The sequence below is a fragment of the Nonomuraea sp. WAC 01424 genome (assembly GCF_003947315.1).
Classification (GTDB): Bacteria; Actinomycetota; Actinomycetes; order Streptosporangiales; family Streptosporangiaceae; genus Nonomuraea; species Nonomuraea spiralis.
The window spans coordinates 1-14,314 of record NZ_QHHZ01000042.1; the positions used below are offsets into that span (position 1 = coordinate 1).

A 14,314-nucleotide genomic window follows, 5' to 3' on the forward strand; every position below is an offset into this window, starting at 1 on the left:
CGCACGCGATCGCCACCGGGAACATCCACATCGGCACCATCGCCGGGAAGTTGAACGGCGTGATCCCCGCCACCACCCCGAGCGGCTGCCGCATCGAGTACGAGTCCACCCGCGAGGAGACCCCCTCGGAGAACCCGCCCTTGAGCAGATGCGGGATCCCGCACGCGAACTCCACCACCTCCAGCCCGCGCGCCACCTCCCCCAGCGCGTCGGCGTGCACCTTGCCGTGCTCGGCCGAGATCAACGCGGCCAGCTCGTCCCGATGGGCGTCCATCAGCTCACGGAAGCGGAACAACACCTGCGCCCGCTTGACCAGCGAAGCGTCCCGCCAGCCCGGGAACGCCGCCGCCGCGGCCGCCACCGCCGCGTCCACGTCGGCCGCCGACGCCAGCGCGACCTGACCGCTCACCTCACCCGTGGCCGGGTTGAAGATCTCCGCGGTCCGGCCACCCCCGTCCGTCAGGGCGCCGTTGATCCAATGCTTGACCGACTTCACTGAGCTGCTGCCTCTGCGTTGATGACTTCGAGTGCGTTGACGATGATGCCGAGTCCCTCGGTGGCCTCCTCGACCGTGAGGGTGAGGGGCGGGGCCATGCGGATGGCGGTGCCGTACAGGCCGCCCTTGCCCGCGAGCAGGCCCGCCTTCTTGGTCTCCTCCATGAAGCGGACGGCCTGGGCCGGGCTCTCCAGCTCGACGGCGAACATCAGGCCCTTGCCGCGTACGTCCTTGACGATGGGCAGGCGCTCGGCCGCCTTCCTGAGGCCGCCGATGATGATGTCGCCGGTCCGCGCCGCGTTGGCCTGGAGGTCGTGGTCGAGCACGTAGTCGAGGGTGGCGTTCGCGGCGGCCATGGAGATGGGGTTGCCGCCGAACGTGGACAGGCCCACGGCGTGCGGGCCGTCCATCAGGTCGCCGCGGGCCACGATGCCGCCGACCGCGAAGCCGTTGCCCAGGCCCTTGGCGAAGGTGATCATGTCGGGGGTGACGCCGTGGTTCTGGATGCCGAAGAACGCGCTGCCCGTACGGCCCCAGCCCGTCTGCACCTCGTCTGAGATGAGGTAGATGCCCTGCTCGTCCAGGACCTCCTTGTACGCGGCGAACAGCCCGTCGGGGGCCATCGTGAACCCGCCCACACCCTGGATCGGCTCGGCGATCAGCGCCGCCACGTCGTTGGAGACCGAGGTGGCCAGCACGTGGCGCAGGTCGTCCACGCACGCCTTGATGTAGTCGGCGTCGGACAGGCCCTTGAACTGGGTGAGGTGCCGGTCGGCGCCGTGCAGGAAGTGCACGTTGAGCGGGGACAGCGAGTTGTTCTTCCACGCCCGGTTGGAGGTGACGCTGACCGCGCCGAAGCTGCGCCCGTGGTAGCTCTGGCGCATGGCGAGGACCTGGTCGGTCTTCCGGGCGTACGTCGCGAGGAGGAGGGCGGTCTCGTTGGCCTCCGTCCCGGAGTTGGTGAAGAACACCTTGGCGTCGGGGATGCCGGAGAGCCGCGCGATCTTCTCGGCCAGCTCGACCTGGCCGCGCAGCAGGTAGACGGTGCTGGTGTGGACCACGCCGGTCGAGAGCTGGCGCTCGACGGCGTCGCGCACCTCGGGCACGTCGTACCCGATCATGTTCGTCAGGATCCCGGCGAAGAAGTCGAGGTAACTCTTGCCGTCGGCGTCGATGACGCGGTTGCCCTTGCCGCTGACGATCTCGATGGGCTCGTTGTAGTTGAGGGCCAGCCAGTTGGGCATGACCGCCCGGTGGCGCGCGAGTAGCTCCGACATGGTACCGAGTATCCCGTTCTCCTGCTCATCCTCCCAGCGGCAGGCTGTCGGAACACGGTCAAATCACCTTACAAGCTGTAAGTCCTCCCCCTAGGGGATCTCCCGTGCACCTGGCGGCGTACGCGCCGGACCCCCGGTACGCCCCCAGAGGCACGGCGATTGACCACTCACGGGCGACGACCCGGCGGGGCCCGCTCGGCCACCATCGGATCACCGACGAACCGAGGAGACCGACATGACCGTCATCATCGACCATCGCCCCGAGGCGCCCGCCGGGCCGCCCAAGCTCGACCGCGACCAGCTCCGCCGTGCCCAGCAGGACACCCTCGACACGCCGCGCATGAACTACAGCCTGCTGGCGCGGATGATGTTCAAGCCCGTCGACCTCCTGTACGGCAAGAAGGGCTCGTACACGAAGTTCGCCATGCTGGAGATCATCGCCCGGGTGCCGTACCAGGCGTGGGAGCGGATGGGCTACTGGGCCGTCCACCGGCACGCGGGCCGCTCGGCGCTGGCCAGGAGGGTCTTCGAGCGCATCGTGGAGGCCCGTGCCGACCAGGACAACGAGCAGTGGCACCTGCTGATCGTGCAGGACCTCGTGCAACGCGCCGGGCAGCGCCAGAGCCTGCTGCTGCACAAGGCGGCGCCCTGGTTGATCGCGTTCTTCTACTACCACGTGTCGTGGATGTTGTTCCTGGTCCGGCCGGACTGGAGCTACCGGCTCAACGCCGAGTTCGAGGACCACGCCGAGCACGAGTACATGACGTTCGTGGCCGAGAACCCGGACCTGGACTTCGTCCCCGACCCCGGCACGTACGCCGACGAGTACGGCCGCTACCGCTCGGTGGCCGACCTGCTCCGGCAGATCGGCCACGACGAGCGCGTGCACAAGCTCGACAGCCTGGAGAGCATGCGTGAGCCCCGCGTCCGCTAGACCTCGGCGAGCTCGGGAGCGGCCGCGACGGGGGCGGCCGGGCGCAGCACGACCAGCGCGAGCAGCGCGGCGGCGACACTGAACCCGGCCCCGACCCACGACCCGAAGTGCACGGCCGTGGTGAAGGCCTGGTCGGCCACCTCGCCGAACCCGAGCCGCTCCGCGACGCCGATCGACTCGCGGGCCGCCGCGGGCGCGTCGAGCGGCATCTCCGAGGTGTAGACGCCGGCCAGCACACTGCCGAGCACGGCGATGCTCATGGCCAGCCCCACCTGCTGCACGGTGTCGTTGAGCGCGGATCCGACGCCGGCGTGCTCCAGGGGGATCGCCCCCATCAGCGAGGCGTAGGCGGACGGCCCGGCCAGGCCGGCCCCCGCGCCCATCAGCACCAGCCCGCCCATGAGCGGCAGGTAGCCGGTGGTGAGCGCCATCACCACGAATCCGACGGACATGACCACCAGCCCGGCCGAGATCAGCACCCGGTTGGACACCTTCTTGCCCAGCGCCGCGCCGACGCCGTTGAAGATGACGGCCGCCGCCGCCTGGGGCAGCATGGCCAGACCGGCCTGGAGCTCGCCGTAGCCCAGCACGAACTGCAGGTACTGGGTCAGCATCAGCATCACGGCGCCCGCGCCGAACGACATCAGCAGGATCGAGAAGGACGCGCCGCTGAAGTTGCGGTTCCTGAACAGTTGCAGCGGCAACATCGGGTGCTCGGCCCGCCGCTCCCAGATCACGAACGCGGCCAGCGACACCACCGCCAGCGCGATGAAGGCGATGTTCCACTCCCGTTCGATGATCACGTAGACGGCCGAGGTCAGGCCCACGATCGAGAGCACCACGCCCACCGGGTCGATCTTGCGCCCGGTGCTGCGGGTCTCGGGCATCAGGACGAAGGCGGCCACGATGGCCAGCACCGCGATCGGGATGTTGAGCAGGAAGACCGAGCCCCACCAGTAGTGCTCCAGCAGGAAGCCGCCCAGTGTCGGGCCGGCGATCACGCCGAGCATCGCCACGCTTCCCCAGATGGCCATGGCCTTGCGCCGCTCGTCCTCCTCGAAGACGGTCATCAGGATGGAGAGCGTCGAGGGCATCAGGATCGAGCCGCCGACCCCCATCAGCGCCCGCGCGCCGATCACCTGCCAGGGCTCGGCGGCCAGCACGGCCAGCAGCGACGCGCCGCCGAAGAAGGCCAGGCCGATGACGAGGAAGCGGCGGCGGCCGTACCGGTCGGACAGGCTGCCGGCGGTCAGCAGCAACCCGGCGAAGACCAGCACGTAGGCGTCCAGGATCCACTGGATGTCGGACGGGGTCGCGCCCAGTTCCTGGATCAGGGACGGGATCGCCAGGTTCAGCACGGTCCCGTCCACGGTCAGCACCAGCAAGGACAGGCAGAGAACGACAAGGACCCACCAGCGTCGTGGGTCTCGTACAGTGTTCGAGTTCACCCGCACAGCGTACGACACCTCTCGCACACTGTGCGAGAGCATTTATCCTTGAGGCATGACCGGCAAGCAGTTCACCTCCGTCTGGTTCCGCGAGCCACGCAAGGCCGCCACCCCGGCCCGCAGCCGCGAGGAGATCGTCAGGGCGGCGATGGAGTTGCTCGACGAGGAGGGTTTGACCGGTCTGAGCATGCGCAAGCTCGGCGCGAAGCTGAGCGCCGGCGCCACCAGCCTCTACTGGTACGTCGCCAACAAGAACGAGCTGCTCGAACTCGCCTACGACCAGATCTGGGCCGAGATGACCGTCCCCGACGCCGACGAGGTGGGCTGGCGCGACGCCGCCTCTTCCTGGGCCCACAGCATGCGCGGCGTCATGCTGCACCACCCCTGGTCGGCCAGTCTGCTCGGCCGCGTGCCCGCGGGCGGCCCCCACGCCCTGTCGGCCTCCGACCGGATGCGCAAGGTGTTCAAGGCGGCCGGCTTCCGCGGCCTCGACGTCGACTATGCCGTGGCCGCCGTCACCGCCTTCGTCTACGGCATGACCATCCCCGAGATCGCCTGGGACGTGACCGTCGGCGACTACGACTACGACGCCGACGAGATGCGCGGCCTGGTCGCCAAGGCCGCGGCCGACTTCCCCGACATGCTGGAGAGCCTGTCCATGGAGGCGTACGAGGATCCGACGGTCATCCGCGCCACTGCGTTCGACTTCGGGCTCGTGTCGGTGCTCGACGGCCTTGAGCGGCGGCTGGTGACGTAGCAAGATCCGGGGCATGAGCGATTTCCGCGCCGCCCGCGACCTTCTCCTGAACGCCGACTACGCCACGGCCCGCCGCGACTTCCGCTGGCCGCGGGCCGAGGAGTTCAACTGGGCGCTCGACTGGTTCGACGGGGTTCTGGCCGCCGAGGCGCCGCAGGCCGCGGCCCTGACCATCGTCAACCCCGGCGGCCGGGTCTCCTACACCTTCGCCGAGCTGTCCGCCCGTTCCAACCGGGTCGCCAACTGGCTGCACGAGCAGGGCGTACGCCGGGGCGACCGCGTCCTGCTCATGCTGGGCAACCAGACCGAGCTGTGGGAGTCCCTGCTGGCGGCCATGAAACTCGGGGCGGTGATCATCCCGGCCACGACCCTGCTGACGGCCAAGGACATCGGCGAACGCCTCGAACGCGGCGGAGTGGCCCACGTGATCGCCAACGCCGCCGACGCGGGCAAGTTCGGGGCCGGCGAGTTCACGAGGATCGCGGTCGGCGACGCGTACGGCTGGCTGCCCTACCACGAGGCGTACGAGTCGGACGAGCACTTCACCCCCGACGCCCCCACCAGGGCGCAGGACACCCTGCTGCTCTACTTCACCTCCGGCACGACCTCCCAGCCCAAGCTGGTCGAGCACACCCACGCCTCCTACCCGGCCGGCCACCTGTCCACCATGTTCTGGATCGGCCTGCGCCCCGGCGACGTGCACCTCAACGTCTCCTCGCCCGGCTGGGCCAAGCACGCCTGGAGCAACGTGTTCGCCCCCTGGAACGCCGGCGCGACCGTGCTCATCCACAACTACGAACGCTTCTCCGCCCGAGCCCTGCTGGAGGTGCTGCGCGACGAGCGCGTCACCACGTTCTGCGCGCCGCCGACCGTGTGGCGCATGCTCATCCAGGAGGACCTGGCGGCCTGGAAGCTGCCGCTGCGCACCGCCGTGGCCGCGGGCGAGCCGCTCAACCCCGAGATCATCGACCAGGTCGCCAAGGCGTGGGGCATCACCATCCGCGACGGATACGGCCAGACCGAGACCACCGCCCAGATCGGCAACGTACCGGACGAGCCGGTCAAGCCCGGATCGATGGGACGCCCGCTGCCCGGCTACGACATCGTCCTCGTCGACCCCATCTCCGGCGAGCCCGGCGACGACGGGGAGATCTGCCTGCCGCTCGACCCGCGCCCCCTGGGCCTCATGGCCGGGTACGTCGGCGGCACCGGCGAGGCCATGCGCGACGGTTTCTACCACACGGGCGACGTCGCCACCCGCGACCAGGACGGCTACATCACCTACGTCGGCCGGACCGACGACGTCTTCAAGGCCTCCGACTACCGCATCTCGCCGTTCGAGCTGGAGAGTGTGCTGCTGGAGCACCCGGCCGTGGCCGAGGCGGCCGTCGTGCCCGCCCCCGACCCGGTACGCCTGGCCGTGCCGAAGGCGTACGTGATGCTCGCGCCCGGGTACGAGGCCGGCGCCGACACCGCGCGGTCGATCTTCGAGCACTGCCGCAGGGAACTGGCGCCGTACAAGCGGGTGCGGCGGCTGGAGTTCGCCGACCTGCCGAAGACGATCTCCGGCAAGATCCGGCGGGTGGAACTGCGGGTGCGCGAACCTCAGGGCGAGTACCGCGAGGAGGAGTTCAACCTGTGACAGTGTGTATATGGTCGTATGACCGTTTTTACAGCCTGATCGGCTAGGCTCGGCCCGTGCTGCCCACCATCGCCGACGTCCTCGCCCTGGAGACCGTACGCCGGGGCAGCCCGCGCGTGGTCGCGGGCGCCGACCGGCTCGACAGCAAGGTGCGGTGGGTGCACGTCGGCGAGATCGCCGACGTGGCCGACGTGCTGCGCGGCGGCGAGCTGGTACTCACCACGGGCGTCGCGCTGCCCGACGACCCGGAGAAGCTCGCCGACTACATCGGCGAGCTCGCCTCCGTCGGCGCCTCCGGGCTGATCGTCGAGCTCGGCCGCAGGTTCCTGAGCGAGCTGCCGCCGGCGGTGGTCAAGTCGGCCGAGGAACACGGCCTGCCGGTCATCGTGCTGGCCCGCGAGACGCCGTTCGTGCAGATCACCGAGTCCGTGCACGCCCGGATCATCGACATCCAGCTTGAGGAGCTGCGCGCCTCCGAACAGCTGCACGAGGTCTTCACCGAGCTGTCGGTCGAGGGCGCCTCGCCGGCCGAGGTGCTCGCCCAGGTCGCCCGGCTGTCCGGCCGCCCGGTGCTGCTGGAGAACCTGGCCCACCAGGTGCTGGCCTGCGAGTCCGCCGGGCGCGACGCGGGCGCGCTGCTGGCCGGGTGGGAGAGCAGATCGCGGGGGGTGGCGCCGGCCGAGCGCACGGCGTACGACCCGGCCTCGGGCTGGCTGGTCACCACCGTGGGCGCGCGCGGCCAGGACTGGGGACGGCTCATCCTGCTCTGCGAGACCCCGCCGACGCCGCGCGAGATGGTGCTGGCCGAACGCGCCGCCACCACGCTCGCCCTCGGCCGCCTGCTCGAACGCCACCAGGAGTCCCTGGAACGCCAGGCCCACGGCACGATCATCACCGGCATCCTGACCCACGCCTACGCCGACCCCGACGAGGCCGCGGCCCGCGCCCGTGCGGTCGGCGTGCCGCTGACCGGACGCAAGCTGATCAGCGTCGTCATCCGCCCGACCGAACCCGCCGACCAGGCGCTCGACGGCCAGGCGCAGCTAGGCGAGCTGGCCGAGGCCACCGCCGCCGCGTGCCGCGACGCCCGCCTGCCCGCCCTGGTCGGCGCGCTCGACCAGGAACGGATCGGCGTCCTGCTGCCGCTCCCGCCGCGCACCCACGCCGAGCCCGCCCTCACCGCGCTCGCCGAGCGGCTGCGCGTGCTGTGGCGGCCCGGCTCGGCGTTCGTGCTGGCCGCGGGGTCGGTGGTGGAGTCCATCCGCGACGTACGGCGCAGCTTCCTCGAAGCCGAGCAGGTCGCGGACGTGGCCGTCCGCCAGCCGGACGGCCGCGCCTTCTACCGCCTGCCCGACCTGCGCCTGCGTGGCCTGCTCCACCTGCTGCGCGACGACGCCCGGCTGCAGACGTTCGCCGAACGCGAGCTGGGCCCGCTGCTGGCCCACGACGTCCTGCGCGGCGTCGACCTGACCCGGATCCTGCGCACCTACCTCGACGCCGGCCGCAACAAGGCCGTGGCCGCGCAGAAGGCCCACCTGTCCAGGCCCGCCTTCTACGACCGCCTGCGCCGCCTCGAACGCATCCTCGACACCGACCTCGACGACGTCGAGTCGTGCCTGTCACTGCACGTCGCGCTGCTGGCGCTGGAATCCTTCCGCAGGGAGAACCGTTGAGAGCTCGCGATCACGGGATCGTCGTCGGCACCGGCACCCCCGGTCCGCTGAACGCGATCACCGACGTGCCCGGCGTCCTCGTCGGCCACACCACGCTCACCGAGGGCACCGCGCGTACGGGCGTCACCGTCGTCCGTCCCGGCCCGGGGTCGGCCTACGACTCCCCCGTCTACGCCGGCCACCACTGGCTCAACGGCAACGGCGAGATGACCGGTCTGCCCTACCTGACCGACTTCGGGCAGTTGCACTCGCCGATCGGCCTGACCAACACGTTCTCCGTCGGCGTGGTACGCGACGCGCTGGTGTCCCTGGAGATCGGCGGCCGGGGCGCGGGCGCCTGGTCGCTGCCGGTCGTGGCCGAGACCTGGGACGGCCTGCTCAACGACATCGACGCCCAGCACGTACGCCCCGAGCACGTCGAACGCGCCTACCACGACGCCTCGTCCGGCCCGGTGCCCGAAGGCTCGGTCGGCGGCGGCACCGGGATGATCTGCCACGGCTTCAAGGGCGGCATCGGCACGGCGTCCCGCGTGGCCGGCGGCTACACGGTCGGCGTGCTCGTCCAGGCCAACCACGGCCGCCGCGACCGGCTCACCGTCAACGGCCGTCCGATCGTCATGGACGACGTGCCCGTACCCGGCGGCCCCGAGGGCGCGGGGTCGATCATCGCCGTGGTCGCCACCGACGCGCCGCTGCTGCCCCACCAGTGCCGCAAGCTGGCCCAGCGCGCCGGCCTCGGCGTGGCCAGGACGGGCGGCGCGGGCGAGAGCTCCAGCGGCGACGGCTTCATCTGCTTCGCCACCGGCAACCGCGGCCTGCCCTCCAACGCCGTGGACGCCGGCGGCCCCGGCGTGTTCGAGGTCAAGGTGCTGGCCGACGCCCGCCTCGACCCGCTCTACCACGCCGCGATCGAGGCCACGGAGGAGGCCATCGTCAACGCGATGGTCGCCGCCGATACGATGACCGGCGCAAACGGCTTCACAGCCCGCGCAATCGACGGCGCCCGCCTCGCCGACCTGGTGAAATGAGCAACATGTCCGATGTCCTGATGCCCGACCTCGAAGACCTCGGCCGCATGATCGCGGCCGCGGGCGCGTTCTCCGTTCCCGTGCACGACGTACGGCTGACCCCCGACGAGGTCGCCCCCGAGCAGATCGTCGCCGGCGACCCCGCCACGTCGTCGCTGGAGCTCGGCGGCGGCCGGGGCATCTGGGAGATCACGCCCGGTGTCGTCACCGACGTGGAGACCGACGAGATCTTCGTGGTGCTGTCCGGCCGCGCCACGATCGCCGTCGAGGGCGGCACCACGATCGAGGTCGGCCCGGGCGACGTCTGCCTGCTGGCCGAGGGAGCGCGTACGACGTGGATCGTGCACGAGACGCTGCGCAAGGTGTACCAGTCCCGGCAGTCCGCCTAGAACCCCATCACCGTACGCACCTCCCCCGGCAGCGGGGAGACCTCCGCATGCGAGTACGTGTCATAACTCAATATCATCTGAGATGGGTGTCAATCTCGTAACCTCTTGAGCCGTTTGGCGCGTTCGGCTGACTTCGGGACCTTGATCTCGCCAGGATAGTTCGGTCCCTTTTCCGCCCTCTGGAGAGTTCATGTCGCGACGCACCCTCGCCGGCGGCCTGGCCATAGCCGCCACGCTCACGGTCATCACCACACTGCCCGCCTCGGCGGGGCAGCTCGCGGTGAAGTTCCCGTCGGCCAACTTCCCGCTGGGCGCCCAGCCTGCCGCCACCAAGACGCTGACCGCCGTGACGCAGGGCATCGACCTGTACGACGTGAAGGCCGGCAGCTCCACCGACGGCTACACGGTGACCGTGCTGATGCCGAGCGGCCGCGACTACGGCGCGCTGGAGACCGCCCAGGCCAAGGTCGCCGAGGTCGAGGCCGCCGGAGAGGCGCCCAGCCTGCAGAAGGTGATCCGGCCCAGCGTGGCCGACGCCCCCTCCCAGACGGTCTACATGGTCCGCGTGGGCCTGTGGTCCTTCAAGGACAAGGCGAAGGCCGACGAGACCGCCAAGACGCTCAAGGACGCGGGCCTGAAGGTCAAGGTCGACTACCTCGGCGACGACGGCCTGAAGACCACCGGCCCCTGGGACGCCAAGGTCGTCATGATCGACGCCGGGACGTTCCGCGGCTCGTACGCCGCCTCGCTCGGCACCAGCGTCGCCAAGCGCGAGACGGTCTCCTCGATGGCCAAGGCGCGCAACGCGGTGGTCGGCGTCAACGGCGGCTTCTTCAACATCCACACCGCCAAGAACCTGCGCGGCGAGCCCGTCGGCGCCTCCGTGGTCGCCGGCCGGCTGCTCAGCGAGGCCGTACCGGGCCGCTCGGCCGTCGTGCTCCAGGGCCGTACCGCCCGCATCACCGAGCTGAAGACCGACGTCACCGCGATCTCCCAGGACGGCGACAAACTCGTCCTCAACGGCGTCAACCGCGCCGCCGCCACCGACGAGGCCGTCCTCTACACCGAGGAGTACGGCGCCAAGACCCCCACCGGCGGCACCGACATCGTCCTCGACGCCAACGGCAAGGCGGTCGCCGTACGCACCAGCGGCGCTGCCATCGCCAAGGGCACCCGCGTCCTGCACGGCCAGGGCACGTCCGCCGAATGGCTCGACGAGCACGCCTGGGAAGGCTGGACGGTCAAGATCGACACGAAGGTCACCGACCTGCGTACCAGGAAAGCCCTCGAGCTGACCCCCGACCTGAACGTGATCGCGGGCGGCGTCGGCCTGGTGCGCAACGGCCGCGTGAAGATCACCGCCAAGCGCGACGGCCACGACTCCGTGAACATGATCCTCCGCCGTCACCCGCGCACCCTGCTCGGCGTCACCAGGAACGGCAGCCTCATCCTGGCCACCATCGACGGCCGCCAGCCCGGCGTGACCATCGGCGCGAACTTCCACGAGGCCGCCCAGTTCATGCGCTGGCTCGGCGCGGTCCAGGCCATCAACCTGGACGGCGGCGGCTCCTCCGCGATGGTGGTGTCGAACAAGCTGGTCAACCGGCCCTCGGACGGCGTGGAGCGCGGCGTCGGCGACGCCCTCCTCGTCCTTCCCCAGTAGCGGCCGGGGCGCGAGGGGCAGGCTCGCCCCCTCGCGCCCCGGCTCCCCGCCCCGGCCCTTGGGGCGGTCCCTCGCCCTTACGGGCGGGCACGGGCCGTCCAGTGGGCAAGCTGTTCCCGCGTGGTGACCGTCGCCGGATGCCCGGCCCCGAGCACCCGGGCACGAACCGGCAACAACGCCGCACACAACTCCCGGGCCCCCACCGCATCCCCCGCCCGCCCTGTCCAGTAGGCGAGATTGGCCCTGGCGGTGAGGGTGTCGGGATGTTCACGCCCCTGAACCCGCTCCCGTACCGGCACCAACGCCGCACACAACTCCCGGGCCCCCACCGCATCCCCCGCCCGCCCTGTCCAGTAGGCGAGATTGGCCCTGGCGGTGAGGGTGTCGGGATGTTCACGCCCCTGAACCCGCTCCCGTACCGGCACCAACGCCGCATACTGCTCCCGAGCCGCCGCCGCGTCCCCCAGCTCCCCGTCCACCGGGCCAGCTCGTGCCGGTTGATCAGCGTCGAGGGATGTTCCGGCCCCTGAACCCGCTCACGTACCGGAAGCAACGTCGCGTACTGGTCGCGGGCCGCGGCCGCGTCCCCCGCCTGGCCGGTCCACTGGGCGAGGTTGGCCTGCGTGGTCAGCGTGTCCGGATGCTCGGGGCCCGACACCCACCGCCGTATGGGGATCAGGGCCGCGTACTGGTCGCGGGCCGCGGCCGGATCGCCCGCCTCGCCCGTCCAGAGCGCCAGCTCGTGCCGGGCCGTCAGCGTGGCCCCCTCCTCCGGGCCCAGCGCCGCCGCGAGCGCGGCGGCGATCTCCTGGAACAACGACCTCGCCGTACGATAATCGCCGCTCGCCCCCAGGTACTGGGCCGTCTTGTCCATGCCGGGCGAGGTCGGGCCGAGCACCGTCCGGATGTGCGGCAGCAACCTCGCGTACCGCGGCCAGCGCGCCTTCTGCCCCGGATCGTCCGGCAGCACGGCCTCCACCAGCACCGCCGCCACCTCTCGCCAACGACGCTGCACACGCCGCGAGAGCTGGTCGAGCGTGACGGCCTGCACCAGCCGGTGCACCGTGACCGCGCCGTCCACGGGCGGCCCGATGAGGCTGTGCCGCCGCAACGCGGTCAACGCCGCGTTGATCCTGAGCGTGTCACGCGGCAGTGCCCGCATCATCACCAGCACACTCGGATGCACGTCACGCAGCAACCGCGCCGGCGGCCCGGGAATGCGCCCGTAGGCCCGCCGCCGCTGCACGTCCGCCCGGAACAGCTCGCGCGGCGCCCACCGCTCCAACGGCGACAACAGCAAATGGTACGGAATCGCCTCGTGCGCGTAGCAGGACAGCAGCCGCAGCAACGCGATGGCCTGCGGACTCGTCCTGGCCAGCCGTTCGAACGCGAACTGCCAGGTGGACGCCACCCGCTCCCGATACCCCCACGCCTGCCCCTGCGCGAGCAGCTCGGTCCGCTGATGATGCAGCAGATCCAGGTACTCCGACAGCGCCAGCCCGGTCTCCGACATGTAGGCCGCGGCCTGCTCCAGCGACAGCGGCAACGCCCCGAACTCCGACACCGCCTCGGCCGCCGCCACCTCGTCGTCCTGCCCCGAACTCGACAGCAGCAGCCGCGCCGCGTTCACCAGATCGAGCACCGGCAGCTCCAGCCCCTGATCCCGCGGCCACCGCCCGGAACGACTCGTGACCAGCACATGCCCGGGCCCAGCCGGAGGCAGGAACGGCAACAACGCCTCGGCCTCCGGCACGTTGTCAAAAATCAACAACCACGGGAGCGTACGCGCCGCCAGCGCGGCATGCACCTGGTCGACCGGGTCCGCCGCATCTGCGCCCAGCTCCCGTAAGCCCATGAGCGCCGCCAGCCGGGCGAACGCCGCCGACAACACCGCCGGTTCGGCCGCCGGCAACTGCCAGACGAGGTCGTACTCCTGCTGGAGGCGGTAGGCGTACTCCAGCGTCAGGCTGGTCTTGCCGACGCCGCCGAGCCCGTGCACGGCCACCACCTCCGGCCGTACGTCGCTCGCCCGCAGCCGCTCCCGCAGCTCCGCCACGGTCTCGTCGCGTCCCACCAGTTGCGGCGGCCGAGGCGCAAGCTGCACCGGCCGCGTCGCCACCCGCGGCCGAGACGGCAGATGCACGTCACCGATGACCTCGACAGGCCCCCGGTCACCGCCGTGGACCTGTCGCCACTGACGGCTATCCCGGACGCCTGCCCCCCACCCCTATCCGCTTTGGCGCCCTCAGCAGCCCCCGGCCGAACCAGACCATCGCGCCCGGCCCCACTCTCCCCGGAACCACCGCCACCGGCCCGACGCGCATCCGCCGGCCCCGAACCGCCCCCGGCCCGCCCGGCACCCCCGGCAGGATCACCGTCATCGGCGGCCGCCGCCGCGGCCCGCAGCTGCGCCCACAGCCCGACCCCCGCGATGAACAGCCCCGCCACACCCACGAACATGCTGACGACGCTGGCCCGCTTGTCCAGAAGCTCCAGCTGTAACGGCTCAGCGAAGATCCCCACGACCCCCGCGGCCACCAACCCGACGGAGATCGACGTGAACGTCCACGCCAGTAGCCGGCGACTACGGCGCGCTGACTGCTTGGAAGGGGGAGAAGCGGTCACCCCTATAGAGTGACGCGATTACGCTGAGTATCCTAGCGAGATTGGAAGGTCCATGACCAACCCTGACCTCGCCCAACACCCGCCACCGGCCCCTCGGCCATCGGCCGCCGGACGGTCGAGGGCGGAGCAGAGCGAAGGACGCCTCGGCCACTGGCAACGACCCTGTTCGCGTGTGGCACCTCATCGCAGCACACCGCCACAGAATTCCACGTAAACGCAGAAAGGGCCCCGACCAAACGGTCGGAGCCCTTCCCAAAAGATTGTCCGGCGGTGACCTACTCTCCCACACCCTCCCGAGTGCAGTACCATCGGCGCAGAGAAGCTTAACTTCCGGGTTCGGAATGTAACCGGGTGTTTCCTTCCCGCCATAACCGCCGTAACC

The 14,314-nt window shown here is 70.8% G+C and carries 11 protein-coding genes, 1 rRNA gene and 1 pseudogene; 7 read left to right on the top strand and 6 right to left on the bottom strand.

The window, feature by feature from the left end:
* Nucleotides 1–496, bottom strand: a 496-nt coding sequence (locus DMB42_RS52380) for an aldehyde dehydrogenase family protein (RefSeq protein WP_125649793.1), incomplete at its 3' end; no start/stop codon positions are given.
* Nucleotides 493–1,773 (bottom strand): aspartate aminotransferase family protein, encoded by a 1,281-nt coding sequence (locus DMB42_RS52385; RefSeq protein WP_125649796.1) that lies wholly within the window; start codon nucleotides 1,771–1,773, stop codon nucleotides 493–495. The genes DMB42_RS52380 and DMB42_RS52385, both read right to left, overlap by 4 nt.
* Nucleotides 1,774–2,008: 235 nt before the next feature.
* On the opposite strand from DMB42_RS52385, the gene DMB42_RS52390 reads away from it, so the two are divergent.
* Nucleotides 2,009–2,707 (top strand): alternative oxidase, encoded by a 699-nt coding sequence (locus DMB42_RS52390; RefSeq protein WP_125649798.1) that lies wholly within the window; start codon nucleotides 2,009–2,011, stop codon nucleotides 2,705–2,707.
* Here the strand turns inward: DMB42_RS52390 and DMB42_RS52395 are convergent.
* Nucleotides 2,704–4,155: an MFS transporter gene (locus DMB42_RS52395; protein WP_221762760.1), complete on the bottom strand. Its 1,452-nt coding sequence runs from the start codon at nucleotides 4,153–4,155 to the stop codon at nucleotides 2,704–2,706. The genes DMB42_RS52390 and DMB42_RS52395 overlap by 4 nt on opposite strands.
* A 55-nt stretch (nucleotides 4,156–4,210) precedes the next feature.
* Here DMB42_RS52395 and DMB42_RS52400 point away from each other — a divergent pair, with 55 nt between their 5' ends.
* The 6 genes from DMB42_RS52400 (at nucleotide 4,211) to DMB42_RS52425 (ending at nucleotide 11,307) form a co-directional block, all read left to right on the top strand.
* A complete protein-coding gene (locus tag DMB42_RS52400; protein WP_125649804.1) occupies nucleotides 4,211–4,912 on the top strand; it encodes a TetR/AcrR family transcriptional regulator C-terminal domain-containing protein in 702 nt (233 codons plus the stop codon).
* A 13-nt stretch (nucleotides 4,913–4,925) separates the two neighbouring features.
* Nucleotides 4,926–6,554 carry an AMP-binding protein gene (locus DMB42_RS52405; RefSeq protein ID WP_125649807.1) on the top strand — a complete coding sequence of 543 codons (1,629 nt, stop codon included), beginning with the start codon at nucleotides 4,926–4,928 and terminating at the stop codon, nucleotides 6,552–6,554.
* A gap of 56 nt (nucleotides 6,555–6,610) precedes the next feature.
* On the top strand, nucleotides 6,611–8,227 hold the full coding sequence (locus DMB42_RS52410; RefSeq protein WP_125649809.1) for a PucR family transcriptional regulator ligand-binding domain-containing protein: 1,617 nt from the start codon (nucleotides 6,611–6,613) through the stop codon (nucleotides 8,225–8,227).
* Nucleotides 8,224–9,255 (top strand): P1 family peptidase, encoded by a 1,032-nt coding sequence (locus tag DMB42_RS52415; protein ID WP_125649811.1) that lies wholly within the window; start codon nucleotides 8,224–8,226, stop codon nucleotides 9,253–9,255. The genes DMB42_RS52410 and DMB42_RS52415 overlap by 4 nt, the downstream gene beginning before the upstream one ends.
* A 5-nt stretch (nucleotides 9,256–9,260) precedes the next feature.
* Nucleotides 9,261–9,644: a cupin domain-containing protein gene (locus tag DMB42_RS52420; protein ID WP_125649814.1), complete on the top strand. Its 384-nt coding sequence runs from the start codon at nucleotides 9,261–9,263 to the stop codon at nucleotides 9,642–9,644.
* A 190-nt stretch (nucleotides 9,645–9,834) separates the two neighbouring features.
* The gene (locus tag DMB42_RS52425) at nucleotides 9,835–11,307 is read left to right on the top strand and encodes a phosphodiester glycosidase family protein (RefSeq protein ID WP_125649817.1); all 1,473 of its coding nucleotides are present in this window, start codon (nucleotides 9,835–9,837) and stop codon (nucleotides 11,305–11,307) included.
* 77 nt (nucleotides 11,308–11,384) lie between these two features.
* On the opposite strand, the gene DMB42_RS56570 is transcribed toward DMB42_RS52425, so the two are convergent.
* From DMB42_RS56570 to rrf, 3 genes and pseudogenes are all read right to left on the bottom strand, one after another.
* Complete coding sequence (locus DMB42_RS56570) at nucleotides 11,385–11,786, bottom strand: tetratricopeptide repeat protein (RefSeq protein ID WP_396986610.1); 402 nt, start codon at nucleotides 11,784–11,786, stop codon at nucleotides 11,385–11,387.
* A 44-nt stretch (nucleotides 11,787–11,830) separates the two neighbouring features.
* Nucleotides 11,831–13,450: pseudogene (locus DMB42_RS52430) on the bottom strand (tetratricopeptide repeat protein); the annotation flags it as partial.
* Nucleotides 13,451–14,194: 744 nt separating this feature from the next.
* Nucleotides 14,195–14,311: ribosomal RNA gene (rrf, locus tag DMB42_RS52435) — 5S ribosomal RNA — on the bottom strand.
* Nucleotides 14,312–14,314 lie beyond the last annotated feature (3 nt).

Coding starts and splice junctions, on each gene's coding strand:
- DMB42_RS52385 (WP_125649796.1), bottom strand. CDS start 1,773: ATGTCGGAGCTACTCGCGCGCCACCGGGCGGTCATGCCCAACTGGCTG.
- DMB42_RS52390 (WP_125649798.1), top strand. CDS start 2,009: ATGACCGTCATCATCGACCATCGCCCCGAGGCGCCCGCCGGGCCGCCC.
- DMB42_RS52400 (WP_125649804.1), top strand. CDS start 4,211: ATGACCGGCAAGCAGTTCACCTCCGTCTGGTTCCGCGAGCCACGCAAG.
- DMB42_RS52405 (WP_125649807.1), top strand. CDS start 4,926: ATGAGCGATTTCCGCGCCGCCCGCGACCTTCTCCTGAACGCCGACTAC.
- DMB42_RS52420 (WP_125649814.1), top strand. CDS start 9,261: ATGTCCGATGTCCTGATGCCCGACCTCGAAGACCTCGGCCGCATGATC.
- DMB42_RS52425 (WP_125649817.1), top strand. CDS start 9,835: ATGTCGCGACGCACCCTCGCCGGCGGCCTGGCCATAGCCGCCACGCTC.